This window comes from Stenotrophomonas sp. FR012, assembly GCF_047520565.2.
Classification (GTDB): domain Bacteria; phylum Pseudomonadota; class Gammaproteobacteria; order Xanthomonadales; family Xanthomonadaceae; genus Stenotrophomonas; species Stenotrophomonas sepilia.
In genome coordinates, this window is the sequence record NZ_JAXBQL020000003.1 from 246,286 (window position 1) to 269,988 (window position 23,703).

Annotated in this window: 19 protein-coding genes; 14 read left to right on the forward strand and 5 right to left on the reverse strand. The window is 66.7% G+C overall.

The window, feature by feature from the left end:
• Positions 1-28 precede the first annotated feature (28 nt).
• From ACM0O9_RS07325 to tkt, 3 genes are all read left to right on the forward strand, one after another.
• Entirely contained in the window at positions 29-1,348 is a 1,320-nt protein-coding gene (locus ACM0O9_RS07325; protein WP_065185312.1) for a dicarboxylate/amino acid:cation symporter, read from the forward strand.
• Between the two features lie 77 nt (positions 1,349-1,425).
• The gene (locus tag ACM0O9_RS07330) at positions 1,426-1,848 is read left to right on the forward strand and encodes a hypothetical protein (protein ID WP_235649144.1); all 423 of its coding nucleotides are present in this window, start codon (positions 1,426-1,428) and stop codon (positions 1,846-1,848) included.
• Between the two features lie 126 nt (positions 1,849-1,974).
• Positions 1,975-3,972 (forward strand): transketolase, encoded by a 1,998-nt coding sequence (gene tkt, locus ACM0O9_RS07335; RefSeq protein ID WP_134709382.1) that lies wholly within the window; start codon positions 1,975-1,977, stop codon positions 3,970-3,972.
• A gap of 62 nt (positions 3,973-4,034) precedes the next feature.
• Here tkt and ACM0O9_RS07340 read toward each other — a convergent pair whose 3' ends face one another.
• Together ACM0O9_RS07340 and ACM0O9_RS07345 are read right to left on the reverse strand one after the other, a co-directional pair.
• Positions 4,035-5,987: an acetyl-CoA hydrolase/transferase C-terminal domain-containing protein gene (locus tag ACM0O9_RS07340; protein ID WP_065179077.1), complete on the reverse strand. Its 1,953-nt coding sequence runs from the start codon at positions 5,985-5,987 to the stop codon at positions 4,035-4,037.
• 34 nt (positions 5,988-6,021) lie between these two features.
• Entirely contained in the window at positions 6,022-6,579 is a 558-nt protein-coding gene (locus ACM0O9_RS07345; protein WP_065179076.1) for a flavin reductase family protein, read from the reverse strand.
• A 118-nt stretch (positions 6,580-6,697) separates the two neighbouring features.
• Between ACM0O9_RS07345 and ACM0O9_RS07350 the strand changes: the two genes are divergently transcribed.
• From ACM0O9_RS07350 to ACM0O9_RS07360, 3 genes are read left to right on the forward strand one after another with little or no spacing between them, the layout of a single operon-like run.
• Positions 6,698-7,063 (forward strand): BlaI/MecI/CopY family transcriptional regulator, encoded by a 366-nt coding sequence (locus ACM0O9_RS07350; protein ID WP_065179075.1) that lies wholly within the window; start codon positions 6,698-6,700, stop codon positions 7,061-7,063.
• Complete coding sequence (locus ACM0O9_RS07355; protein ID WP_414604152.1) at positions 7,056-8,258, forward strand: M56 family metallopeptidase; 1,203 nt, start codon at positions 7,056-7,058, stop codon at positions 8,256-8,258. Before ACM0O9_RS07350 ends, ACM0O9_RS07355 begins: the two co-directional genes overlap by 8 nt.
• The gene (locus tag ACM0O9_RS07360; RefSeq protein ID WP_065179073.1) at positions 8,255-8,818 is read left to right on the forward strand and encodes a hypothetical protein; all 564 of its coding nucleotides are present in this window, start codon (positions 8,255-8,257) and stop codon (positions 8,816-8,818) included. The genes ACM0O9_RS07355 and ACM0O9_RS07360 overlap by 4 nt, the downstream gene beginning before the upstream one ends.
• 53 nt (positions 8,819-8,871) lie before the next feature.
• On the opposite strand, the gene ACM0O9_RS07365 is transcribed toward ACM0O9_RS07360, so the two are convergent.
• From ACM0O9_RS07365 to ACM0O9_RS07375, 3 genes are all read right to left on the reverse strand, one after another.
• Positions 8,872-9,672 (reverse strand): MBL fold metallo-hydrolase, encoded by an 801-nt coding sequence (locus ACM0O9_RS07365; protein ID WP_005418893.1) that lies wholly within the window; start codon positions 9,670-9,672, stop codon positions 8,872-8,874.
• An 11-nt stretch (positions 9,673-9,683) separates the two neighbouring features.
• Positions 9,684-10,502 (reverse strand): S1/P1 nuclease, encoded by an 819-nt coding sequence (locus ACM0O9_RS07370; RefSeq protein WP_111201929.1) that lies wholly within the window; start codon positions 10,500-10,502, stop codon positions 9,684-9,686.
• Between the two features lie 558 nt (positions 10,503-11,060).
• Positions 11,061-11,690 carry an OmpW/AlkL family protein gene (locus ACM0O9_RS07375; protein ID WP_005418891.1) on the reverse strand — a complete coding sequence of 210 codons (630 nt, stop codon included), beginning with the start codon at positions 11,688-11,690 and terminating at the stop codon, positions 11,061-11,063.
• A 192-nt stretch (positions 11,691-11,882) separates the two neighbouring features.
• On the opposite strand from ACM0O9_RS07375, the gene gap reads away from it, so the two are divergent.
• The 8 genes from gap to ACM0O9_RS07415 all read left to right on the forward strand — a co-directional run bounded on the left by gap (position 11,883) and on the right by ACM0O9_RS07415 (position 23,653).
• A complete protein-coding gene (gene gap, locus ACM0O9_RS07380) occupies positions 11,883-12,887 on the forward strand; it encodes a type I glyceraldehyde-3-phosphate dehydrogenase (protein WP_005418885.1) in 1,005 nt (334 codons plus the stop codon).
• 125 nt (positions 12,888-13,012) lie between these two features.
• A complete protein-coding gene (locus tag ACM0O9_RS07385) occupies positions 13,013-15,685 on the forward strand; it encodes a DUF2339 domain-containing protein (RefSeq protein WP_235649148.1) in 2,673 nt (890 codons plus the stop codon).
• Positions 15,682-17,058 (forward strand): DUF3999 domain-containing protein, encoded by a 1,377-nt coding sequence (locus ACM0O9_RS07390; protein ID WP_065197135.1) that lies wholly within the window; start codon positions 15,682-15,684, stop codon positions 17,056-17,058. Before ACM0O9_RS07385 ends, ACM0O9_RS07390 begins: the two co-directional genes overlap by 4 nt.
• Positions 17,059-17,709: 651 nt before the next feature.
• A complete protein-coding gene (locus ACM0O9_RS07395) occupies positions 17,710-18,885 on the forward strand; it encodes a phosphoglycerate kinase (protein ID WP_235649149.1) in 1,176 nt (391 codons plus the stop codon).
• Positions 18,882-19,535, forward strand: coding sequence for an HAD hydrolase-like protein (locus ACM0O9_RS07400; protein ID WP_065179512.1), 654 nt, complete (start codon positions 18,882-18,884; stop codon positions 19,533-19,535). Before ACM0O9_RS07395 ends, ACM0O9_RS07400 begins: the two co-directional genes overlap by 4 nt.
• 178 nt (positions 19,536-19,713) lie before the next feature.
• Positions 19,714-21,180, forward strand: a complete 1,467-nt coding sequence (pyk, locus tag ACM0O9_RS07405; protein ID WP_005418863.1) for a pyruvate kinase — start codon at positions 19,714-19,716, stop codon at positions 21,178-21,180.
• Between the two features lie 196 nt (positions 21,181-21,376).
• Positions 21,377-22,381, forward strand: coding sequence for a class I fructose-bisphosphate aldolase (locus ACM0O9_RS07410; RefSeq protein ID WP_005418861.1), 1,005 nt, complete (start codon positions 21,377-21,379; stop codon positions 22,379-22,381).
• 129 nt (positions 22,382-22,510) lie between these two features.
• Positions 22,511-23,653 carry a hypothetical protein gene (locus ACM0O9_RS07415; protein ID WP_005418859.1) on the forward strand — a complete coding sequence of 381 codons (1,143 nt, stop codon included), beginning with the start codon at positions 22,511-22,513 and terminating at the stop codon, positions 23,651-23,653.
• Positions 23,654-23,703: the final 50 nt, after the last annotated feature.

The following is a 23,703-nucleotide window of genomic DNA, read 5'->3' on the forward strand; positions in this document are numbered from 1 at the left end:
TGCATTCATTTTTCGAGGAAACCCGCGCATGACAGCAGCTGCTGCCGACAAGAAGAAGTTGCCCCTGCATTGGAAGATGGGCATCGGCTTTGCGATCGGCCTGATCCTGGGACTGATCGTGCACGCCCTGGGCGGCAGCGTCGATGGTCTGCAGGCCGGTGCCAAGTGGGTCATGGACTACGTCACCACCCCGGCGTCGGGCCTGTTCCTCAACCTGATCTTCATGCTGATCGTGCCGCTGATCTTCTCGGCGCTGATCATGGGCGTGTCGGAGATGGGCGACATCCGCGCCCTCGGCCGCATCGGCTGGAAGACCCTGGCGTATACCGTGCTGCTGTCCGGCATCGCGGTGGGCATCGGCCTGGTGCTGGTCAACCTGCTCAAGCCGGGCGCCGGCGTGGATCCGCAGGTCGCCGCGATGATGCTGTCGGAGAACGCCGAACGCAGCAAGGAAATCGTCGCTGGCATCCATGGCACGCCGAAGGGCATGGACATGCTGCTGTCGATCGTGCCGAGCAATGTGCTGCAGGCCGCGTCGGACAATGGCGCGATCCTGTCGCTGATGTTCTTCGCGCTGATGTTCGGCATCGGCATGGTGCTGACCGACAATGAGAAGGTCGCCCCGTTGCGCCGCGCCATCGAAGGCGTGTTTGAAATCTCGATGACCCTGATCAACCTGGTCATCCGCTTGGCCCCCTATGCAGTGGCCTGCTTCATGTTCAATCTGGCCGCGCTGTTCGGCTTCGAGCTGATCATCCGCCTGGGCGCGTACGTGGGCGTGGTGGTGCTGGCGCTCGGCCTGCACATGGTCGTGACCTACGGTACTGCCGTATGGCTGTCTGGCCGCTCGCCGCTGTCGTTCTTCCGCGATACCCAGGAAGCGACGGTGATGGCGTTCTCCACCGCCTCCAGCAACGCGACCCTGCCGACCGCACTGCGCGTGGCGGACCAGATGGGCCTGCCGCAGCGCGTGTCGCGCTTCGTGCTGACCGTGGGTGCCACCGCCAACCAGAACGGCACCGCCCTGTTCGAGGGCGTGACGGTGATCTTCCTGGCCCAGTTCTTTGGCGTGGACCTGAGCATTGGCCAGCAGATCATGGTGATGGCGGTCTGCATCCTCGGCGGCATCGGCACTGCTGGTGTGCCGTCGGGCTCGCTGCCGGTGGTGGCGATGATCTGCGCGATGGTCGGTGTGAATCCGCTGGGCATCGGCCTGATCCTGGGCGTGAACCACTTCCTGGACATGTGCCGTACCGCCCTGAACGTGACCGGCGACCTGGCCCTGACCACGCTGGTGGCCAAGGGCGAGTCGCATGACGGACCGGCGCTGGGCACGCCCCTCGATTGAACGCGCCCTGAATGCCATGGATACTATCCCGACGCATGGAAGGCGTCGGGATTGGCGCCGTGCGAAAGGGAGCAGAAATGAGGATTTCGTACGTGATGGTCGCCGCCCTGGGCCTGCTGGCTTTCGACGCCAGTGCCCAGAAGGCCTGTGAAACCAACTACACCAAGGCCGGCAGCTTCTTCGCCGGGCGCACCTTCACCACCTGGGACGTGGTGCCCAACGTTACCCCGGCCGACGCTCTCAAGCGTATCCAGATCGAGGGCGTGAAGTCGGGCCTGAAGGTGGCCAGCGTGGACAAGGACCTGGGCATGCTGACCCTGGAACAGAACGTCCAGTTCAATGGTGGCCAGACCACCCTGCCGTGGAACGTGCTGGTTGAAGCCGAGGGCAAGGGTTCGAAGATCACCGTGACCAAGACCACCCCGGCCACCTACGCCACTGGCGAGGACTTCCAGAAGAAGTCGATGTGTGGCGTGATCGAGGCTGCCGCGCCCAAGTAATGGGTTGGCGGGACCAGATCCCTTTCACTGGCAAGGGATCTGGTCCTACGCCTGAACCCGGCCCCGGGTCTGTGGGACAATAGGCCGCCCGCACGTCCGCGGCCGCCTCCCGATTCCGACAGAACCATGACGCAGCCTACCCGTCGCCAGTTGGCCAACGCCATCCGCTTCCTCGCCGCCGATGCGGTTGAAACCGCAAAGTCCGGCCACCCCGGCATGCCCATGGGCATGGCCGACATCGCCGAAGTCCTCTGGAACGACTACCTCCGCCATAACCCGAGCAACCCGCACTGGTTCAACCGCGACCGTTTCGTGCTGTCCAACGGCCACGGTTCGATGCTGCAGTACGCGCTGCTGCACCTGAGCGGTTACGACCTGCCGATCGAGCAGCTCAAGCTGTTCCGCCAGCTGGGCAGCCACACCGCCGGCCACCCGGAGCGCCACGAGACCCCGGGCGTGGAAACCACCACCGGCCCGCTGGGCCAGGGTTTCGCCAATGCCGTCGGCTTCGCCCTGGCCGAGAAGCTGCTGGCACAGCGCTTCAACCGCCCGGAGCTGGAAGTGGTCGACCACCGCACCTGGGTGTTCATGGGTGATGGCTGCCTGATGGAAGGCGTGTCGCACGAAGCGGCCTCGCTGGCCGGCACCTGGGGCCTGCACAAGCTGGTCTGCTTCTGGGACAACAACCACATCTCGATCGACGGCAATGTCGAGGGCTGGTTCACCGACAACACCCCGGAGCGTTTCGAGGCCTATGGCTGGAACGTGGTTCGCGATGTTGACGGCCACGACCCGGACAGCATCAAGGCCGGCATCGAGGCCGCGCTGTCGCAGAGCGACAAGCCGACCCTGATCTGCTGCCGCACCACCATTGGTTTTGGTTCGCCGAACAAGGCGGGCAAGGAATCCAGCCACGGTGCCCCGCTGGGCAAGGACGAGCTGGAAGCCACCCGCAAGCAGCTGGGCTGGGAGTACGGCCCGTTCGAGATCCCGCAGGCGATCTACGACGGCTGGCGCGCCAATGGCGCCGGCACCCTGCGCCAGGCCGAGTGGGAACAGCTGTTCGACAAGTACGCCAGCCAGTATCCGGCGGAGGCGGCTGAGCTGACCCGCCGCTCGCACGGCGAGCTGCCGGCCGACTTCGTTGCCAAGGCCGATGCCTACATCGCCCAGGTGGCCGCTGAGGGCCCGACGATCGCCTCGCGCAAGGCCTCGCAGCTGGCCATCGAAGCCTACGCCCCGCTGCTGCCGGAAATCGTCGGCGGCTCGGCCGACCTGGCGCACTCCAACCTGACCCTGTGGAAGGGCAGCAAATCGGTTGCCAGCGACGACGCCAACGCCAACTACGTGTACTACGGCGTGCGCGAGTTCGGCATGACCGCCATCGCCAATGGCCTGGCCCTGCACGGTGGCTTCATTCCGTTCGACGCCACCTTCCTGGTGTTCAGCGATTACGCCCGCAACGGCGTGCGCATGAGCGCGCTGATTCCGGCCCACGCCATCCACGTCTATACCCACGACTCGATCGGCCTGGGCGAAGACGGCCCGACCCACCAGCCGGTGGAGCACCTGGCCTCGCTGCGCTACATCCCGAACAACGACGTGTGGCGCCCGTGCGATGCGGTCGAGTCGGCCGTGAGCTGGAAGGCCGCGATCACCCGCCAGGACGGCCCGAGCTGCCTGGTGTTCAGCCGCCAGAACCTGCCGCACCAGCCGCGCAGCGCCGAGCAGATCGCCCAGATCGAGCGCGGCGGTTACGTGCTGGCCGATGCTGCCGGTACCCCGGACGTGATCCTGATCGCCACCGGTTCGGAAGTCTCGCTGGCTACCGAAGCCAAGGCCCAGCTGGATGCGGCCGGTATCAAGACCCGCGTGGTCTCGATGCCGTCCACCGACGTGTTCCTGCGCCAGGATGCGGCCTACCGTGAATCGGTGCTGCCGAACGCGGTGCGCAAGCGCGTGGCCGTGGAAGCTGGCGTCACCGGTTTCTGGCGCCAGTTCGTAGGCCTGGACGGTGCCGTGATCGGTATCGACACCTTCGGTGCTTCGGCCCCGGCCGACCAGCTGTACAAGCACTTCGGCATCACCACGGCGCACGTGGTGGAGGCCGCCAAGGCGCTGTAAGCAGCCTCTCGGCGCAACAAAGGAAAGGCCGGCGCAAGCCGGCCTTTCTCGTCCCCTTTTTCTCAGGCGGTACGCGCCAGCGCCAGCCGCAGCAGCCGCGCGTCCAGGCGTTCGGCGAAGTCTTTCGGTGCCTGCAGGCCCATGCGCTGCAGGTACACCGCATCGCCGTCGCCGGCCGGTTGCCGCAGCGCTGCCCAGACGGTGCGCAGCTTGTCGCTGCGGGTCTGCGTGTTGGCCTTCAGCCACGCCAGCGCTTTGACCAGCACCTGCTCGATCTCGTTGAAATCGCTGCCCAGCGGGTAGTCCGGCAGGCTGCCATCGGCACGGAATGGGGCCAGTGCCGCGGCCAGTGCCTGCGGCGTGTTGCGCTGCTGGCGCTGCGGGTCGGGCTGGGACGCCGCCAGCAGCTTGCGCGAGGCGTGTGCCTGCTGCAGCAGATCGCCCTGGAAGGGCGCTTCGGTGATCGCGGTCATCGCATGCACGCAGTCTTCGTCGGTCAGGCCGCGCAGATCGGCGATGCCGTATTCGTTGAGGTAAATGTCGCGCAGGTGGCGCGGGATGGTGGTGTGGCCGTAGTTCCAGCGCACGTTCGATTCCCGGTGGCCCTTGTCATCGCGTGCGGCACGGAACATCAGCACGCTGCGCGCTTCCGGCAGGGCATGTGCCATCGCCACGAAGTTGTACTGGCCGCCCACGCCGGACACCACGCGTCCATCGTCCAGCGCGTCCGATACCGCCGCGCCGAGCGCGGTAGCCATCATGCAGGAATTGAAGAAGCGCGCATGGCGGCGCTGCAGGCGCTCCAGTGCCTCGTTACCGCCATACAGCTGGTTGATCTCGCTGATGCGGCGCATGCCGATCGCACGGCATTCGTCTTCCGGCAGCGTGCGCAGCCACTCGTAGAACTCCGGTGAGCCCAGGTAGAACGCACCGTGCAGGTACTCGCCTTCGGCGGCCAGGGTGGCATGGTCGATGGACAGCGTGCTGCCATTTTCGATGCGTTGCATCAGCGCCAGGTCGTCGTGCACCTTGCGCTTGATCACCCCGGTCTGCACCAGCCTGCGGAAGCCCTCGTTGAGCATCTCGCTGCAGCCGTACAGTCCCACTTCGAACGGGTCCACGCCGCCGATCTCCTGCACCAGCGGGTGGCTGGCCAGCTGCGGATCAAGTGCATGCAGCACGCGGCGGTAGCGCGCGTTGTCGGTGTGGCGCAGCACCAGCGCATGGCTGAGCGCGTCGGCCAGCGTGCCGATGCCGATCTGCAGGGTGCCGCCGTCGCGCACCAGGGTGCTGGCATACAGGCCGATGGCGTAGTCGGCATCGCCGACCGGCTGCCGCGGCAGCCCGAACAGCGCCGGGTACGGTGGCGGTGGGGTGATCACCAGATCGAAGAACGACACATCGACCGTCGCCGAGCCGGCCAGGTAGGGCAGCTGCGGATCGATCTCGGCGATCAGCAACGGGCGCGGCAGGCCGCGCGCGGTCATCGCATCGAGCGTGTCCTGGGTGATGTCGTTGTTGCACGACAGCGAAAGCCGGCGGTCATTCGGCCGCATCGCCACCTTCTGCACGATCACCTGCGGTGCGCGCTGAGCGACCGCATCGGCGGCGTGGGTGTAGTTCAGGCTGGTATAGCTGGATTGCGCTTGCCGCGAACCGAGCAGGGCGCCGGACTGCATGTAGAACTCTTCCACCTGCACGTGCGCTGGCAACGCGTCGCGCGCGATCGCATCGGCATAGGCCAGGCGCGGGAAATCGTCGCCGAAGTGGCGCTGCGCAAACGGCGCCAGGAAGCGTGCCTCCAGGCCGTTGCCACGCGCCTTCGGCGGATTCAACGACAGCGCGGTATACAGCTGCAGCGGCCGTGAGGGATCGTGCTCGACGCGCGCATACAGGGCGTTGAGCAGCCGATGTGGCTTGCCCAGCGCCAGCGGTGCCCCGATCCGCAGCGGCCCGTCCACGCGCGCTAACAACCAGTCGACGGCGGCGTCCAGGTCGGTGAGGTGTTCGGTCATGCGTGGCGGTCCTGCGTGCGGGGGAGTGCGGGCATTACAGCATGTCGGGCTTGAACCGCCGTCGACGCGAGACTTCCACGCCGGACACCATGAACTGCCCGTCGCCGCGGTAATGCACCGTGCGCGGCAGTTTCGGCCGGGACGCAACATGGGCGCGCACGATCTCCCAGATGAACAGGTTGCTCGACGCCACCTGGCTGTCGTCGTACAACCGGCATTCGAAGTTCGAGTGGCATTGCCCGACCAGCGGCGCACCGACCTCGCGCGCGGGCAGCGCATCGAGCCCGAAACGGGCGAACTTGTCGACCTCGCGGCCGCTGCAGTTGCCGATGTCCACCACGGTATCGAGCAGTTCCACGCCGGGTACGTTGATCACGCACTCGCCACTGCCGACGGCCAGTGCATGGCTGTGGTTTTCATTCCACAGGTAGGTGGCGACCAGCGACGGCGAGAAGCCCATCACCATGTGCCAGCCCATCGTCATCAGGTTGCGCTGGCCGCGCCAGGCGGTGCTGACCAGCACGATCGGGCCGGGTTCGAGGAAGCGTCGGGCCTGCTCGACCGGGAATTCCTTCTTGGGAAGCGCTTTCATCCGAAGCCTCGGCCGGGAGTGCTCGATGCTGGCGCAAAGCCGATGAATCCGGAGTCGAGGGGCTTGACAGGAGGTTCGATTACGCGCGTAATCAGATTATCGATTACGGATGTAAACAATGATCCCGATCAGCGAAGCCGAAGCCGTTGTGATGGAGGTGCTGTGGCAGCAGGCACCGCGCAGCGCCGATGATGTGGTGGCTGCGCTGGCTCACCGCGACTGGGCCGAGCCGACCATCAAGACCCTGCTCAACCGCCTGCTGACCAAGGGCGCCATCGCCGCTGAGCGCGATGGCCGGCGTTACCTGTACCGGCCGCTGCTGCAGCGTCAGGCGTGGGTGGAGGCGCAGAGCCGGGACTTCATCGGCCGTGTCTTCGAAGGCCGCGTGGCACCGCTGGTGGCGCACTTCAGCGAACGTGGCCAGTTGAGCGCGCAGGACATTGCCGAACTGAAGAAGCTGATCCAGGAGCTGGATCATGACTGAGCTGCTCGGCGGACTATGGCAGGCCAGCCTGTGGCTGGCGGCAGGCGTGATCATGCTGGCTGTGCTGCGTCCGTTGCTGCTGCGGCTGGGTGGCGTTGGACTGGCCTATCGCAGCTGGTGGTTGCTGCCGATGCTGCTGTTGGCGCTGATGCTGCCGCTGCCGCAGGTTGCGCTGTTGCAGCAGGTACCGACGTTGCCGCTGAAAGTGATGCCCGGTGCCATCGATGCGCTGAGCCGGTCGTCGCTGCCATGGGGTGGGCTGTTGCTGGCGCTGTGGGCGACGGGTGCAGGTGCCTGCCTGTTGCGCGACCTGCGCGCGCAGCGTCGCTTCGAACGGCGCATGGGCCAGCTGAAGCCGCGCGCCGATGGCAGCTGGCAGGCCAGTGGTGACCCAGGCCTGCCAGCACTGGTTGGCCTGTGGCGGCCGCGAATCGTGGTTGGCCCGGACTTCGATCAACAGTTCAGCGCACAGGAACAGGGGCTGATCCTGCAGCACGAGCGCAGCCACCGCCGCAATGGCGATCACTGGGCCAATGGTGCGTTGCTGCTTATGCGTGCGGTGTTCTGGTTCCACCCGCTGGTGCCCTGGGCCGCACGCTGCTTCCTGCGCGACCAGGAACTGGCCTGCGATGCCCGCACCATCGCCCCGCAGCCTGCGCTGCGCGGGCTTTACGCCAGCACGCTGCTGAAGGCGCAGCTGGTCCACCCGGTTGCGCCAGCGGTCTGCCATTGGCGCAGCCAACCCGTGTTGAAGGAGCGTATCGCCATGTTGAAGCAGTCCAAGCGGAAGGCATTGCCGTGGGTATCGGGGCAGGTGCTGGTCGTCGGGTTGTGCCTGGGAATGGGCGCAGTAGCGTGGGCCAGCCAGGGCGATGCGATGGCTGGCCGCCCGGCAGCGGCGGTCATGGATCGGGAGATCCAGGTCGTCAAGATGCCACCGCCTTCCTATCCGAAATCCGCGGTCGAGGAGCGCCAGGTGGGCGTGGTGAACCTGCGCGTGGAAGTGGATGCCAGCGGCCAACCCACCGATGTCAGGGTGCTCAGTGCCACCAATCCGGGCGTGTTCGACGCGGTGTCGATCACCGCAGCGCGCAGCTGGACCTATCGGCCGGCGATGAAGAACGGCAAGCCGGTGGCAGGCGCAGTGAAGATTCCGATCACCTTTGCGATGGACAACAGCGAGGACGCCCAGTGAAGTCCGCGCCGCTGCTCGTGGTGGCGGCGCTGATGATGGGGTGTGCGAGCCAGGAACGGCTGGCCACCGTGCACACCCGCAGCGAGAATGTCGGCCACCAGCGACTGCAGCCGCAGGCGGGCGGTGGCAGTGGGCAGTTGCAGGCATATTCGCTGGGTGCGACCGAGGGCTACCGGATGCCGCAGTTGTACGCGGCACCGGCCCCGGAGGTCGGCGATCGTGACCCGCGTGCGGAACTGGCGCCGACCACGATCTGCCTGCAGGTGGTGGTTGATGCCAACGGCGTCGTCGAGCGCAGCCTGCCATTGACCGATCGCCCGGAGTGCGCGGCAGGTGCTGCGGGCGAGAATGCGCCCCTGCTGCAGGCTGCGCAGGAGGCCGTGGCGATGTGGAAGTACTCGTCCGCAGCGGTCTGCCACTTCGCGGCTGGCAAGGTGCCTGCCGACCGCGGTGACTGCCGGGGCGCCGAACGGGTCGAGCCGGTGGCGGTCACCCTGCAGTACGCCTTCACCTTCGAGATCGTGAAGGGCCAGCATGTGGTGCGCACGCGGGGAAAATGAACGCTCGCGGTCCGTGATGGAAACCGATGGCGCCGGGCTCTGCCCGGCGTACGTCAGGCCCCTCCCTGGATGTTGGCCTTCACCGCCGGTTGCATCAGCTTCGGTTCTTCCAGCGTGGCATCGCGGGCCTGGCGCACGCTGACGAACTCTGCCTCGGCCACGCCGTCATGCACGTGGATGTTGTGCGCGCGCTGTTCACCGATGGTGGTTTCGTTGGCGAAATCACGGCCCCCTGGGCCGTAGTCGTGGCAGACGAAAACCCGGGTGGTATCGGGCAGCGCCAGCAGGCGCTGGATCGAGCGGTACAGCTGCGCGGCATCGCCACCCGGGAAATCGCAGCGTGCGGTGCCGCCGTCGGGCATGAACAGCGAATCGCCGGTGAACAGCGCATCGCCGATCAGGTAGGCGATGCTGTCGCTGGTGTGGCCGGGCACGGCGATCACCTGTCCTTGCAGCTCGCCAATGGCAAAGGTTTCGCCGTCGCTGAACAGGTGATCGAAGATCTCATCGGCGGCCGGAAGCTGCAGGCCATAGCGCGGCGCGAACGTGGCCTGCACCGCGCGGATGCCTTCACCAATGGCCAGCGTGGCCTGCGGGAAGCGCTGCTTGAGCCGGCGCCCGGCCGACACGTGGTCCGCATGGGCATGGGTTTCCAGCAGCCAGCGCAGCTGCAGGCCTTGCTGCTCGATGGCCTGCAATGCGGCATGCAGCGGCGCTTCACTGCTGGCGTCGGTATCCGGGTCGTAGTCCAGGACCGGATCGATCAGCGCCGCCTCACCGCTGGCCGGATCGCTGACCAGGTAGCTGAAGGTATTGCTGTCACGGTGGAAGAACGACTGCACCTGGACCGGCATCGGAACTCTCCTCAGCGCGTGCCGAGCACGCGGTTCAGCAACTGCGCCAGGTTCTCGCCGGCCAGTCGCAGCTGCGCTTCGGCCAGCGGCCGGTAGCGCTCGGTGTATTCGTCACCGATTTTACGCGTGGCCGGATAAACGCCAGCTTGCATGGAAATGCGGCAGCTGGCCTCGGCCCAGGTCTGTGGGTCGCGCTGCGGGTTGGACTGGCGCGCCAGCTTCGGCGCGCGCTGGCTCTGCAGCAGCGGCAGGTAGCCGGCGTCGTCCAGCTTGCGGGTGTTGAGCATGCCGCTGTCCCACAGCGAGTGCAGGTTGGTACCGCGGTTGCCGAACTGCAGCTGGAAATCGTTGCCGCCCTTGTCATGAGCGTAACCGGCATGCATCGGCTGGTGGATGTCGCCGACCAGGTGCACGACGAACTTCAGTGCCTGCAGGCGCTCGCCATCGGTCAGGCTGCGGTCGCCCAGGATGGCGCTCTGTGCTTTCAGGGCCTCGACGATGCAGTTGCCGTTCCTGCAGTGCTTCGGTGCTTCGTAATGGCAGTCGTCTTCGGCGATGTTGACGTAGTGCCAGCCGGCCGAACGACGGCCCAGGCCGGGGTCCTTGGCGCGCAGCTGGTCGGCCCACGGCGCGATGCTGGCCAGGGTGGCGTCCGCTTCGGTGGCCAGCAGGCGGTCCACTTCGGCGCGGGCGGCGGGGTTGAGGCGGGCGTCGGCGACTTCGGCAACCAGGCGGTGGCCTTGCGCGCCCCAGGCATGGGCGGGGGCGGAGACGGACAGCAGGGCCGGCGCCAGGGCGGCGGCGAGGAACAGGGAGTGCAGGGCTTTCATGCACACATTCTAGCGGGGTAGGTGGATTGAAGAGCGGCGCGTTCCTGTTCCGAAGTGGGAGCGCAGCGGGAGGGGCGGCGGGACACGCCGTGAATCCGTACCTGGAGGCTCGATGGCGCCATCCATGGCACCAACGGTCCCGCCGCCCCTCCCGCTGCGCTCCCCTCCAAACATGGCCGCGGAGGCAGATGGAAACGTCAAAGGCAGGATTAAAAACAAATGCGGGATCAGAATCGGCCTCCTGCAGTTGCAGGCAACCATTACGCTTCGAATGACCGGGCGTTGCTGCTGCTTTTGCTTGAGCTGGTACGCGCGCGCAGATGGGAAGGGTGGAGAGGGTGAGGTGAGCGGGACCGTTCGCCGCATGGATGCGGCGATCGAGCCTACAGGGACGTATTTACGGCGTGTCCCGATCACCTCACCCTCTCCGCCCAATTCCAGAAGCCGGTGCTTCTCGCACAAACAAAAAAGCCCCGGCAATCACCGGGGCAACATGCTGCGAGGGTTTCTGCGTGCAGCGGGGGAGCGGGGGCGAAGCCCCCGCAATCAACACACCGCTTAGAACTTGAAGACGTACGAAGCGCCGTAGACCAGCGGATCGATATTGACCGTGCCGATCTTCTCGCCGTTCAACTTCACCTTGCTGTCGATGTCGATCCAGCGCATGTCCACGCGCAGGGCGCCCTTCTCGCCGATCGCGAAGTCGATGCCCGCATGCGCGGCCAGGCCCCACGAATCCTGCAGCTTCAGCTTGCTGCCGGCCAATGCACCGGTGGTGTCTTCGCTGAAGAAGGTGGTGTAGTTCACGCCCGCGCCAACGAACGGCGACACCTTGCCCTTGCTGTTGAAGTGGTACTGCAGGGTCACCACCGGCGGCAGCTGCTTGGTGCTGCCGACACGGCCCAGGCCGTTGATGTTGATGTCGTGCTTGAACGGCAGTGCGGCCAGCACTTCGATGCCCAGGTTGTCGGCGATGAAGTACTCGCCGGTAATGGTCGGCTTGACGTCGTTGTCGACGTCGACCTTCAGGGTGCCGCCGGCCAGCCAGCCGTTGTTCGACTTCGGCGCCACCTGGTGCACGCCGGCCGAAACGGTCCAGTCGCCCTTGGACTGGGCCATGGCCGGGGCGGCGGCGAGGGACAGGGCGGCGGCCAGGCTGGCCACGATCAGGGAGGAGGTCTTGCGCATGGGGGTGTTCTCGTTGCTGGGTGGATGGCGACAGTCTCGGCCTCACGCCGCGCTAACGCTTTGATCCGGATCAAATCCTGTCCGCCGACCTGCTGGCGGCCCGGCCTGGCCCACGGTGGCCAGCCCCGGCCTGCTAGACTTGTGGGCCCTATCCATCCCGCCGCACCCGTCGCGGCTGCAGGAGCTTGAGAAATGGCAATCAAGGTTGGTATCAACGGTTTCGGTCGCATCGGGCGTAACGTCCTGCGCTCGGCGGTGCTGAACTTCGGCGACGACATCGAAATCGTGGCCATCAACGATCTGCTGGAGCCGGATTACCTGGCCTACATGCTCAAGTACGACTCCGTGCACGGCCGCTTCAAGGCCGACGTAGCGGTGCAGGGCAACGACCTGCTGGTCAACGGCAAGAAGATCCGCCTGACCCAGGAACGCGACCCGGCCAACCTGAAGTGGGACGAGGTCGGCGCCGACGTGGTGCTGGAAGCCACCGGCCTGTTCCTGACCAAGGAAACCGCGCAGAAGCACATCGATGCCGGCGCCAGGAAGGTCATCATGTCGGCCCCGTCGAAGGACGACACGCCGATGTTCGTGTTCGGCGTGAACGACAAGACCTATGCTGGCCAGGCAATCATCTCCAACGCGTCGTGCACCACCAACTGCCTGGCTCCGCTGGCCAAGGTCATCAATGACAAGTGGGGCATCAAGCGCGGCCTGATGACCACCGTGCATGCGGCCACCGCCACCCAGAAGACCGTCGATGGCCCGTCCAACAAGGACTGGCGCGGCGGCCGTGGCATCCTGGAAAACATCATTCCCTCGTCCACCGGTGCGGCCAAGGCCGTCGGCGTGGTCATCCCGGAACTGAACAAGAAGCTGACCGGCATGAGCTTCCGCGTCCCGACCTCGGACGTGTCGGTGGTCGACCTGACCGTCGAGCTGGAGAAGGAAGCCACCTACGCCGAGATCTGCGCTGAAGTGAAGGCACAGAGCGAAGGCGCGCTGAAGGGCATCCTCGGCTACACCGAAGACAAGGTCGTGGCCACCGATTTCCGCGGCGAGACCTGCACCTCGGTGTTCGACGCCGACGCCGGCATCGCCCTGGACGGCACCTTCGTCAAGCTGGTGACCTGGTACGACAACGAGTGGGGCTACTCCAACAAGTGCCTGGAAATGGCCAAGGTCATCGCCGCCAAGTAAGGCCGGTGTAGATCGCAGACGGACCCCGGCCTGGCCGGGGTTCGTCGTTTATGGGACCCACCCTGTCGTAGCATGGGGCGGTCGACCGCCGCCGCTGGGGCGCGGGATCGCATTGGAAGCACGCAATGGAAGCACTGATAGCCCTGGTCGTACTGGTTCTTCTGGCCATTCCGCTGTTGCTGGTGGTCGCGCTGGTGATGATTGCCGGCCTGCGCCGCCGCGTCGCTGCGCTGGAAAGCGCGATGGCCGCCGCGCCGGCCGCCGTCAGGCCGGCCGCCACCGCACCCGCGCCTGAACGGCCTGTGGCCGCACCTGCTGCCAGCGCCGATCCACCGTTCCTGCGGCCGGCCGCCGCTGCTGCTGCGCCTCAGCCCCCGCAGCCACCGGTGCGCGAAGCAACGCCCACCGAGGTGCCTGTCCCCCGTCCTGCTGCGCCACCGCCGGTGCCGCCGGTGCCGGTGCAGCCGCCGCTGCCTTCCGAACCGGAACTGCCCAATGTCATCGAGCGTGGCATCGGTGCGGTCAAGCGCTGGTTCACCGAAGGCAACGTGCCGGTCAAGATCGGCATGCTGGTGCTGCTGGCCGGTGTCGCAGCGCTGCTGAAGTACGTCAGCGACCAGGGCTGGCTGGTGCTGCCGATCGAACTGCGCCTTGCCGGCATCACCGCGGCTGCGCTGGGCCTGCTGGCCTTCGGTTGGCACCAGCGTGAACGCCGGCGGCTGTTTGCCCTGGCGCTGCAGGGCGGTGCCATCGGCGTACTGCTGCTGACCATCTTCGCGGCGTTCAAGCGCTTCGACCTCATTCCGCCGGCCTTTGCCTTTGCCAGTTCGATCGCACTTGTGGCCGGGCTGTGCGTGCTGGCGGTGGTGCAGAACTCGCGCACGCTGGCCGTACTGGGCATCCTGGCCGGCTTCATGGCACCGCTGTGGCTGTCCACCGGCAGTGGCAACCACGTGGGGCTGTTCAGCTATTACGCCGTGCTCAATGCGGGCATCTTCGCCATCGCCTGGTTCCGCCCGTGGCGCGCGCTGAACCTGCTGGGCTTCGCCTTCACCTTCGGCATCGGCACCTTCTGGGGCGTGCTGCAGTACGCACCGGACAAGTTCAGCAGCACTGAGCCGTTCCTGGCGCTGTTCTTCGTGTTCTACCTGCTGATTCCGCTGCTGTACGCGCGTCGCCAGCCGGCCGGCCGGCGCGACCTGATCGATGGCAGCCTGGTGTTCGGCACGCCGCTGGTCGCGTTCTCGCTGCAGGCAGGCATGCTGCACGCGCAACCGATGACGCTGGCACTGTGCGCGCTGGGCCTGGCGGCGATCTACGCGGTGTTGGCCCGGGCGCTGATCGCACGTGCGTCGTACACCGTGCTGGCGCAGTCGCATGCCGTGCTCGCGGTGGGTTTCGCCACGCTGGCGGTGCCGCTGGCATTGTCGGCGCGCGCCACGGGCGCCGTGTTTGCACTGGAAGGCGCTGGCCTGGCGTGGTTGGGGCTGCGCCAGAAGCGGTGGCTGCCGCAGGTCTCCGGCGCGTTGCTGCAGATCGGCGCCGCATTCGCCTTCGTTGCCGGTGGCGACCACTGGCACGAAGACCTGCGCTTCCTGATCAACCCGACCGCCGTTGGCGCGCTGTTGCTGGCCCTGGCCGGCTTCGCGTCGGCGTGGAGCTACCAGCGCAGGCCGCGTCATGAGGTCGCACTGGTGTATTACCTGTGGGGCCTGCTGTGGTGGCTGGGCGGCCTGGTCCATGAGATCACCCGCTTCTTCCCGTACCGCACCGAAGTGGACGCGTTGCTGGTGCTGGCCGCGGTCACTGCCTGGCTGGCGGCCGAAGCGCAGCGTCGCCAGCCGGCGCGTGCGCTGGGCGTTACTGCGCTGGCCATGCTCGCGCTGGGCTTCCCGCTGGCCCTGATGCAGAGCGATGCACACCACCAGCCGTTCGCCGGCCATGGCGCGCTGGCCTGGGCGGTGTTCGCGGTGCTGGGCGTGCGGACCCTGCTGTGCCTGCGCCAGGGCGGCGATACCGTGGCCCGCATCGCGCAGTTCCTGTGGTGGCTGCTGTGGCCGTCGCTGCTTTCGCTGCTGGCCTTGTGGGGTGGTGGCGAGGCCGGCCTGGCGCAGGGTTGGACGACCCTGCTGGTGACCTTGCCGTGGCTGCTGATGGCGGCGCTGTCGCTGTGGCGCTGGAACGCATTGCGCTGGCCGCTGGGCGCGGCATTCGACAGCGCGCGCGTCCCGCTGCAGTGCGTGCTGTTCGGCCTGCTGGCGATCGGTTGGCTGCTGGGCCAGCTGCTGCCGGGCGACGCCGCACCGCTGCTGTGGCTGCCGGTGCTGAATCCGGCCGAGATCGGCCAGTGGCTGAGCCTGCTGCTGCTGGCGCGCTGGCTGTACGGCAGTGAGGCACCGCAGGCATTGCTGAACATCCGCATGCCGCTGCTGGCACTGGCGGCCTTCCTCGCGTTGACCAGCCTGGTGCTGCATGGCGTGCACCAATGGGGTGGACTGGCGTGGAATGCCTCGATGATGCGCTTCAGCCTGGCGCAGACCAGCCTGACCGTGTTGTGGAGCGTGCTGGGTGTGATTGCCTGGGTGTGGGGTTCGCGTCGCAGCCAGCGTGTGTTGTGGATGGTCGGTGCCGTGCTGATGGGCGTGGTGCTGGCCAAGCTGGTTATTGTCGATCGCCAGCACCTGGGCAACCTGCTGGGCATCGCATCGTTCATCGCCTACGGCCTGCTGTGCACGGTCGTGGGTTATCTGGCACCGGCACCGCCAAGCGCGGCGCCGACCGTGGAGGAAACGCAATGAGGAAGTGGAGCAGGGCGCTGCTGCCGGCGATGTTCGGCATGCTGGCCGCCGTCGTGGTACAGGCGGCTGATTACCGCACGCAGTATGCCGAGCAATGGCCGCTCACATTGTCCAGTGCGCAGTCCGGTGCCTACCGTATCGTGCTGGAGCCGGCGATCTACCGCCGTGCCGTGACCGCCGATCTCAGCGATCTGCAAGTGTTCAACGCGGCCAGCCAGTTGTTGCCGTCGGCACTGCTGGCGCCGGACCAGCCGCTGGCGCAGTCGCCGGTGCAGCGTGAACTGCCGTGGTTCGTGCTGCCGCCGCTGGCCGATGCACAGCGCAACGACCTGCAGCTGCTGACCGAGCGTGATACCGATGGGCGCGTGCGCCGGGTCGAAGCGCGGGTGGGTGGCGGGGCAGGGTCGAGCGGGCAGGGCGGCTGGCTGATCGACGCCAGCATGCTCGATCAGCAGCCGCTGGCGGCACTGGTGCTGGACTGGAACGACAGCGGCCAGCCGCTGCAGGTGCAGGTGCAGCTGGATGCCAGTGACGACCTGCAGCACTGGCGATCGATTGGCCGCGACGTGCCGCTGGTGGATCTGCAGCGCGCCGGCAAGCGCCTGCTGCAGCGCCGCCTGCAGGTGGACGGCGCTGCACGCTACCTGCGCATCCTGGCGCAGGGCGACTCGCGCCTGCCGACCCTGCGCGGCGTACTGGCGGAACTGCCGCCAGCACCGGCCACGCTGCCCTGGGAATGGCTGTCGCTGGAGCCGACGTCGTCGGGCAAGGGCGAGTACACCTTCGAGATGGATGGCCGGTTCCCGGTGGCACGTGCCGATGTCGCCAGCACCGATAACAGCCTGGTGCAATGGACGCTGTTCAGCCGCGATGACGAGAGTGCGGAATGGCAACGTCGCAGCGCGCCGTGGATCGCCTACCAGGTGCAGCAGGGCACGCAGGGCCAGCGCCAGCAGTCGGCGGCACAGCCGCTGGGCGGGGTGCACCGCGACCGCTACTGGAAACTGGTGGCGAATCCGGCGGAAACCGCCACCGCGCCGACGCTGCGCCTGGGTTACCAGCCGGAAGTGCTGGTGTTCCTGAGCCAGGGCGCGGCGCCCTACGCACTGGCGGTGGGCAGCGCGACCGCGCGCCGCACGGACGCGCCGATCGGGGTGCTGATCGAGGAACTTCGGCAGCGCAACGATCCTTCGTGGCAGCCAACACTGGCGCGCCTGGAAGGCAGCCCGGAGCCGCTGGCCGGCGATGCGGCGCTGAAGCCGCAGCGCGATTGGAAATCGTGGTTGCTGTGGGCGTTGCTGGGCCTGGGCGTACTGGTGGTGGGTGGCCTGGCGCTCAGCCTGCTTCGGCAGAAGCCTGCGCCTTCGGAATAGGCTCCAGCGAACGGCGCAGCCCCTCGTGGGTGGGCGGTTGGTCGCGTAAAGCAAAAGCAAAAGCAGCGCTTGACCGGGCGGGGCGGGTTCGCGGGGGACGCCGCAAGTACGTCCTTGTAGGCTTGGCAGCCGCATCCATGCGGCTTACACCCCCGCGAACCCACCCCGCCCGGCCTCTGACAATTTCCGTGTGCGTCCACCCACGGAAAGAAAAAAAGAAGAGCAAAAGCTGCTTGGCAGGGCGCTCTTTGTAGAGCCGAGCCCATGCTCGGCTGCTGTTCGCGATAGACCCAGCCGAGCACGGGCTCGGCTCTACATTTTTCTCCGACACTAGAAACCGCTTTTGCCTTTGCCATCTGCATCACCTCAGGTGCCTGTCGAGGCCGGGGCGGTGTGGGCTGGCAGGGGTGTCAGCCGCATGGATGCGGCTGCCAAGCCTCCAGGGATGGATTCACGGCGTCCCCTGCCAGCCCACACCACCCCGGCCCACTCACAGCACCACGAAGCGCCAGCGCTTTGGCAGTTGCTGTTGCTGTTGCATTTGCCCTGCGCCTCTGCCTGCCGCAGGCATCGGCCCTCCCACCAGCCGCACCCGATACAATGGCCGTCTGCCGCAGACCGGCATCCCGTCCCCGAGCCAAAGAGTTGCCCATGTCCATTGTCCGCATGACCGACCTCGACCTCTCCGGCAAGCGCGTGCTGATCCGCCAGGATCTGAACGTGCCGATCGAGAATGGCCGCATCACCTCCGAACAGCGCATCACCGCTTCGTTGCCGACGCTCAAGCGCGCGCTGGAGCAGGGCGCGGCGGTGATGGTCACCTCGCACCTGGGGCGCCCGAAGGAAGGCGTGTGGAGCGAGGCCGATTCGCTGGCACCGGTCGCCCAGCGCCTGTCCGAACTGCTGGGCCGCGACGTTCCGCTGGTGCGCGACTGGGTCGACGGCGTCGACGTGCAGCCGGGCCAGCTGGTGCTGCTGGAAAACTGCCGCATGAACGTCGGCGAGGGCAAGGATGACGAGGCCCTGTCGAAGAAGTACGCCGCCCTGTGCGACGTGTTCGTGATGGATGCCTTCGGTACCGCGCACCGTGCGCAGGCCTCCACCCATGGTGTCATCCGCTTCGCACCGGTCGCGGCCGGTGGCCCGCTGCTGATGGCCGAGCTGGACGCGCTGGCGCAGGCGCTGGATGCACCGGCCAAGCCGCTGCTGGCCATCGTCGCCGGCAGCAAGGTCAGCACCAAGCTGGAGTTGCTGGCCAATCTGGTTGGCAAGGTCGACCAGCTGATCGTCGGTGGCGGCATCGCCAACACCTTCATCGCCGCAGCTGGCTACAACGTCGGCAAGTCCCTGTACGAGCCGGACCTGCTGGATACCGCGAAGAAGATCGTGGCCGATGCCAAGGCACGCGGCGCCGACATTCCGCTGCCGGTTGACGTGGTCACCGCCAAGCAGTTCCTGCCCGACGCTGCCGCGGAATTGAAGGCGGTCGATGCCGTTGCCGAAGACGACCTGATCCTGGACATCGGCCCGCAGACCGCCGCGCAGTACGCGCAGCTGATCGAGAAGGCCGGCACCGTGGTCTGGAACGGCCCGGTCGGCGTGTTCGAGTTCGAGTCCTTCAGCAAGGGCACCGAAGCGCTGGCCCGCGCGATCGCCAGCTCGAAGGCGTTCTCCATCGCCGGCGGTGGCGACACCCTGGCCGCAGTCGACAAGTTCGATATCGCCGGCGACGTCAGCTACATCTCCACTGGTGGTGGTGCGTTCCTGGAATTCCTGGAAGGCAAGACCCTGCCGGCTGTCGCCGCACTCGACGCGCGCGGCGCATGAGCGCCGAGCGCGGCAAGGATGTGCTGTTCTTCGATCTTGACGGCACGCTGATCGATTCGCAGGTGGGCATCACCGCCTGCATCGCCTATGCGCTGCAGAAGATGGACCATCCGGTGCCGCCGCAGGAAACCCTGCTGGGCTGGATCGGTCCTTCGCTGCGCACCACCTTCGCGCCGTTGTTCGTCGAACCGGCGCGGGTGGAACAGGCTGTGGGCTACTACCGGGAGCGCTTCGACGTCGAAGGCTGGCGCGAGCACACGGTGTACCCGCAGGTGGAAGGCACGCTGCGCACGCTGCATGGCCGTGGACACCGGCTGGCGGTGGTCACCGCCAAGAACGAGCCGCACGCGCGCCGCATCCTCGCCCACCTGCCGTTCGGTGGGCTGTTCGAGGAGATCGTCGGTTCAACCCTGGATGGCTCGCGCAGCCACAAGCCGGAACTGGTCGGCGAGGCACTGCGCCGGCTGCAGGTGCAGCCTGCACAGTGCTGGATGATCGGCGACCGGCGCATGGACATCGAAGGCGCGCGCCACCACGGCCTGCGTAGTGTCGGCGTGCTGTGGGGCTTTGGCGGAGAGGCGGAATTGACCGAAGCCGGTGCCAGCCAGCTGGCACGTGAGCCGGCGCAGCTGGAAGCGCTGCTGGCCTAGCTTCCTGTGGAGCCGAGCCCATGCTCGGCTCCACAGAACCGCCCCCCTGCGCCAGCGTATGTCCGGATGATGTCCATTCCATGACCCGCGAAGTCAGGCGGCACAAGGCTGTAACCGTATACATGCGGCGTGAAGGATGTGCTAATTTCCGTTCTTTATCGGGAGAGGCCCATCCACCATGTTCGAGCGTCAGCGTCGCACCAAGATCCTTGCCACCCTCGGTCCGGCCACTGACCCGCCGGGCGTGCTGGAGGATCTGTTCCGCGCCGGCGTCAACGTGGTGCGCCTCAACTTCAGCCATGGCGATCCGTCCGGCCAGGCCAAGCGTGCCGCCGAAGTGCGTGCCGCTGCGGCCCGCGTGGGCGTGGAAGTGGGCATCCTGGCCGACCTGCCGGGCCCGAAGATCCGCATCGAGCGCTTCGCCGAAGGCAAGGTGCAGCTGAAGGCGGGCGACCGCTTCGACCTGATCGCCAGCGAGAACGCCGGCCCGGGCACTGCCAGCGAGGTGGGCGTGAGCTACCTCGGCCTGCCGCAGGACGTCGGCCCGGGTGATGTGCTGCTGCTCGACGACGGCCTGATGCAGTTGCAGGTGGTGGAAGTACAGGGCGACCGTATCGTCAACACCGTGCTCAACGATGGTGTGTTGTCCGACCGCAAGGGCCTGAACAAGCAGGGCGGCGGCCTCTCGCTGGGTGCGCTGACCGAGCGCGACAAGGAGCTGATCGGCATCGTTGCCAAGATTGGCGTGGACTTCATCGCCGTGTCGTTCTGCCGCAATGCGCAGGACATGAACGATGCGCGCGACATCGCCCGTTCGCACGGCTGTGATGCCGCGCTGGTGTCGAAGATCGAGCGCACCGAGGCAATCGAGAACCTGGAAGAAATCGTCGAGGCCAGCGACGTGGTGATGGTCGCCCGTGGCGACCTGGGCGTGGAAATCGGCGATGCCGAGCTGCCGGGCCTGCAGAAGAAGATCATCAAGGCCTCGCTGGCGCAGAACAAGGTGGTGATCACCGCCACGCAGATGCTGCAGTCGATGGTGGAAAGCCCGATCCCGACCCGCGCCGAAGTACTGGACGTGGCCAACTCGGTCATCGACGGCACCGACGCAGTGATGCTGTCGGCGGAAACTGCCGCTGGCGCCTACCCGGTCAAGGCCGTGGAGGCGATGGCACGCATCTGCCTGGGTGCCGAGCGCCAGTTCCAGACCGAGACCGACTTCAACGCGTCGCCGCGCAACCTGGAACGTGCCGACCAGGCGATTGCCATGGCCACCATGTTCCTGTCGCAGCACGTGGGCGTGCGCGCGATCGTGGCGATGACCGAATCCGGTGGCACCGCACGTTACCTGTCGCGTTTCAGGGCCAAGGCGCCGGTGTTCGCGGTGACCCGCCATGACGGTGCGCGCCGGCAGATGGCGCTGATGCGCGATGTGTTCCCGATCAACTTCGACAGCCGCGGCCTGACCCCGCGTGAAGCCGCGCGCGGCAGCATCCGCCTGCTGGTGGAATCGGAACTGCTGCAGGCCGGTGATCGCGTCGTGTTCACCAGTGGCGAGCACATGGAAACCCACGGTGCCACCAATACCCTGCGCCTGCTGGAAGTGGGTGAGGACGGCCGCGCCATCGGCCTGGGCGACCTGTAAGTAGTGCTGCCCTGGGGCCGGCGCCGCGTTGTGGATCCGACCCCGGGGTCAGATCCCGCAGGGGCCCTGACCCCCGACGGCAGGACACGGCGTGTCCGGTGCGGACATTGGAAGCGTTTCCATCCTGTCCTCCACGGCGAGGCAACGGGCCGCGGGGCTATACTTGTGTTTTTCCCGCACCCGCCACAGGAAATACATGAGCATCGAACAGCTGGCTGAAACCGCCCAGGCCATGGTCGCACCGGGCAAGGGCATCATCGCGATCGACGAATCCACCGCTACCATCGCCAAGCGTTTCGCCGGCGTCGGTATCGAGAACACCGAGGAGAACCGTCGCGCCTACCGCGAGCTGCTGCTGACCACGCCGAAGCTCAACGAGCACATTTCCGGCGCCATCCTGTTTGACGAAACCATCCGCCAGTCGACCAAGGACGGCGTGCCGTTCGCCAAGTACATGGCCGACCACGGCATGATTCCGGGCATCAAGGTGGACAAGGGTGCGCACCCGCTGGCCGGCTGCCCGGGCGAGCTGGTGACCGAAGGCCTCGATGGCCTGCGTGAGCGCCTGCAGGAGTACTACAAGCTGGGCGCGCGCTTCGCCAAGTGGCGTGCAGTCATCAACATCGGCGAGAGCATCCCGTCGGGTACCTGCATCGAATCCAACGCCCATGCGCTGGCCCGCTATGCAGCGCTGTGCCAGGAATGCGGCCTGGTGCCGATGGTCGAGCCGGAAGTGATCATGGACGGCGATCATGACATCGAGACCTGCTACGAAGTCACCGAAGCCACCCTGCGTTCGCTGTTCGACGCCCTGTATCAGCAGAACGTGCTGCTGGAAGGCACCATCCTGAAGGCGTCGATGGTCATCTCCGGCAAGGGCTGCGATGAGCAGGCCGACGTCGAGGAAGTGGCCGAGTCGACCGTGATGTGCCTGAAGAGCACCGTGCCGGCGATCCTGCCGGGCGTCGTGTTCCTGTCCGGTGGCCAGAGCGACGAGCAGTCCACCGAGCACCTGAACGCGATGAACCAGCTGGGCAACCTGCCGTGGCCGCTGAGCTTCTCCTACGGCCGCGCCATGCAGCAGGCCGCGTTGAAGCTGTGGGCCAAGGACATGAAGGGCAACTACGCTGCTGCCCAGAAGACCGTGTACGAGCGCGCCAGGGACAACGGCCTGGCGGCGCTGGGCAAGTGGAACGGTTGATCCGTCCCATCGCTGGATGAACAAGGCAGCGCCGGCATCACGCCGGCGTTTGCTTTTGCGGGTATCTTTTCCGCCCCCATGCGCCTGGCCGGTGCGTGGGAACCACATGGAAGGCCAAGGAGAAACAACATGCGTTTGGCAGCAATCACACTGGCCGTAGCCACGGTCCTGGTCGCCGGCGGTTGCAACCGCATCGGCGGCGGCGCGGATGCGGGCAAGGCCGCGTCGCTCGATTTCGACAAGCCGGTATCCGGCGAGATCACCTCGCGCAGCGGCATCAACTACAACGACGGCAGCCACCACCAGCTCTACCAGATCAAGCTGGAAGACAAGCAACTGGTCGGACTGAAGCTGACCGGTTCGTTGAGTGGCTCGATTGCCGTGTTCAACAACGGCAGCCTGGTGGCCAGCAGCAACACCGGCTACGAGCGCGAAGGCGACGTCTCGCTGGCCTTCCGTGCCAACGGTGGCGGCATCTACCAGGTGGCGGTCAACGCCAACGGCTCGACCGACTATGGTCCGTACCGCCTGCGTGCCGAGAAGCTGGTGCCGTACGACGGCAAGCCGCTGGCGGGCAGCGGCGAGATCGTCGACATGCTGGCCGGTGGTTCCCAGGACTACACCCTGCAGGTGGACAAGGCCGGCCTGTACGAGATCCGCCTGGTGTCGGAGGTCTTCGATCCAGTGCTGAAGCTGTCGGGCCAGGGCGTGGATGCCGAGAATGACGACGGCGGTGACAGCACCAACTCGCGCCTGACCCTGTCGCTGAAGCCGGGCAAGTACACCCTGACCGCGCGTGGCCTGGGCGACGGCGTCAGCGGCATGTTCACCCTGTCGGCCACCCGCATCGAGCTGCCCGGCAATCTGGTCGAGCGCGATGGTACGGCGCTGCCGAAGTCGGGGAGCGTGTACACGATGCTCGACAACGATGGCCGCCGCCGCTTCCTGCTGTCCCTGGACCGCCCGGCCGATGTGCGCCTGGATGCGATCTCCAGCCAGGTCGATACCCTGCTGCGCGTGGTTGGCGGCGATGTCGAGCTGACCGACGACGACGGCGGCAACGGTACCAATTCACGCCTGGAAGAAACCCTGCCGGCCGGTCACTACACCGTCGATGTGTCCAGCCTGAACAATGGCGCAGGCATGGTGGAAGTGCGCGTGCAGGTGGATGGCGCGAGCGCCGACGGGGCCGCAGCCTCGGCGGCACGTGCCGCAGCCGATGCAGCCGCCGTGGCCGATGATGCCGCCGCGGTGGAAGCCTCCAGTCGCTGAGTGTGATCCACGCCGTGCGTGGAAGAGCACTACGCTGCAACGGAAAAGGC

Coding starts and splice junctions, on each gene's coding strand:
- ACM0O9_RS07325 (WP_065185312.1), top strand. CDS start 29: ATGACAGCAGCTGCTGCCGACAAGAAGAAGTTGCCCCTGCATTGGAAG.
- ACM0O9_RS07330 (WP_235649144.1), top strand. CDS start 1,426: ATGAGGATTTCGTACGTGATGGTCGCCGCCCTGGGCCTGCTGGCTTTC.
- tkt (WP_134709382.1), top strand. CDS start 1,975: ATGACGCAGCCTACCCGTCGCCAGTTGGCCAACGCCATCCGCTTCCTC.
- ACM0O9_RS07340 (WP_065179077.1), bottom strand. CDS start 5,987: ATGACCGAACACCTCACCGACCTGGACGCCGCCGTCGACTGGTTGTTA.
- ACM0O9_RS07345 (WP_065179076.1), bottom strand. CDS start 6,579: ATGAAAGCGCTTCCCAAGAAGGAATTCCCGGTCGAGCAGGCCCGACGC.
- ACM0O9_RS07350 (WP_065179075.1), top strand. CDS start 6,698: ATGATCCCGATCAGCGAAGCCGAAGCCGTTGTGATGGAGGTGCTGTGG.
- ACM0O9_RS07355 (WP_414604152.1), top strand. CDS start 7,056: ATGACTGAGCTGCTCGGCGGACTATGGCAGGCCAGCCTGTGGCTGGCG.
- ACM0O9_RS07365 (WP_005418893.1), bottom strand. CDS start 9,672: ATGCCGGTCCAGGTGCAGTCGTTCTTCCACCGTGACAGCAATACCTTC.
- ACM0O9_RS07370 (WP_111201929.1), bottom strand. CDS start 10,502: ATGAAAGCCCTGCACTCCCTGTTCCTCGCCGCCGCCCTGGCGCCGGCC.
- ACM0O9_RS07375 (WP_005418891.1), bottom strand. CDS start 11,690: ATGCGCAAGACCTCCTCCCTGATCGTGGCCAGCCTGGCCGCCGCCCTG.
- gap (WP_005418885.1), top strand. CDS start 11,883: ATGGCAATCAAGGTTGGTATCAACGGTTTCGGTCGCATCGGGCGTAAC.
- ACM0O9_RS07385 (WP_235649148.1), top strand. CDS start 13,013: ATGGAAGCACTGATAGCCCTGGTCGTACTGGTTCTTCTGGCCATTCCG.
- ACM0O9_RS07390 (WP_065197135.1), top strand. CDS start 15,682: ATGAGGAAGTGGAGCAGGGCGCTGCTGCCGGCGATGTTCGGCATGCTG.
- ACM0O9_RS07395 (WP_235649149.1), top strand. CDS start 17,710: ATGTCCATTGTCCGCATGACCGACCTCGACCTCTCCGGCAAGCGCGTG.
- ACM0O9_RS07400 (WP_065179512.1), top strand. CDS start 18,882: ATGAGCGCCGAGCGCGGCAAGGATGTGCTGTTCTTCGATCTTGACGGC.
- pyk (WP_005418863.1), top strand. CDS start 19,714: ATGTTCGAGCGTCAGCGTCGCACCAAGATCCTTGCCACCCTCGGTCCG.
- ACM0O9_RS07410 (WP_005418861.1), top strand. CDS start 21,377: ATGAGCATCGAACAGCTGGCTGAAACCGCCCAGGCCATGGTCGCACCG.
- ACM0O9_RS07415 (WP_005418859.1), top strand. CDS start 22,511: ATGCGTTTGGCAGCAATCACACTGGCCGTAGCCACGGTCCTGGTCGCC.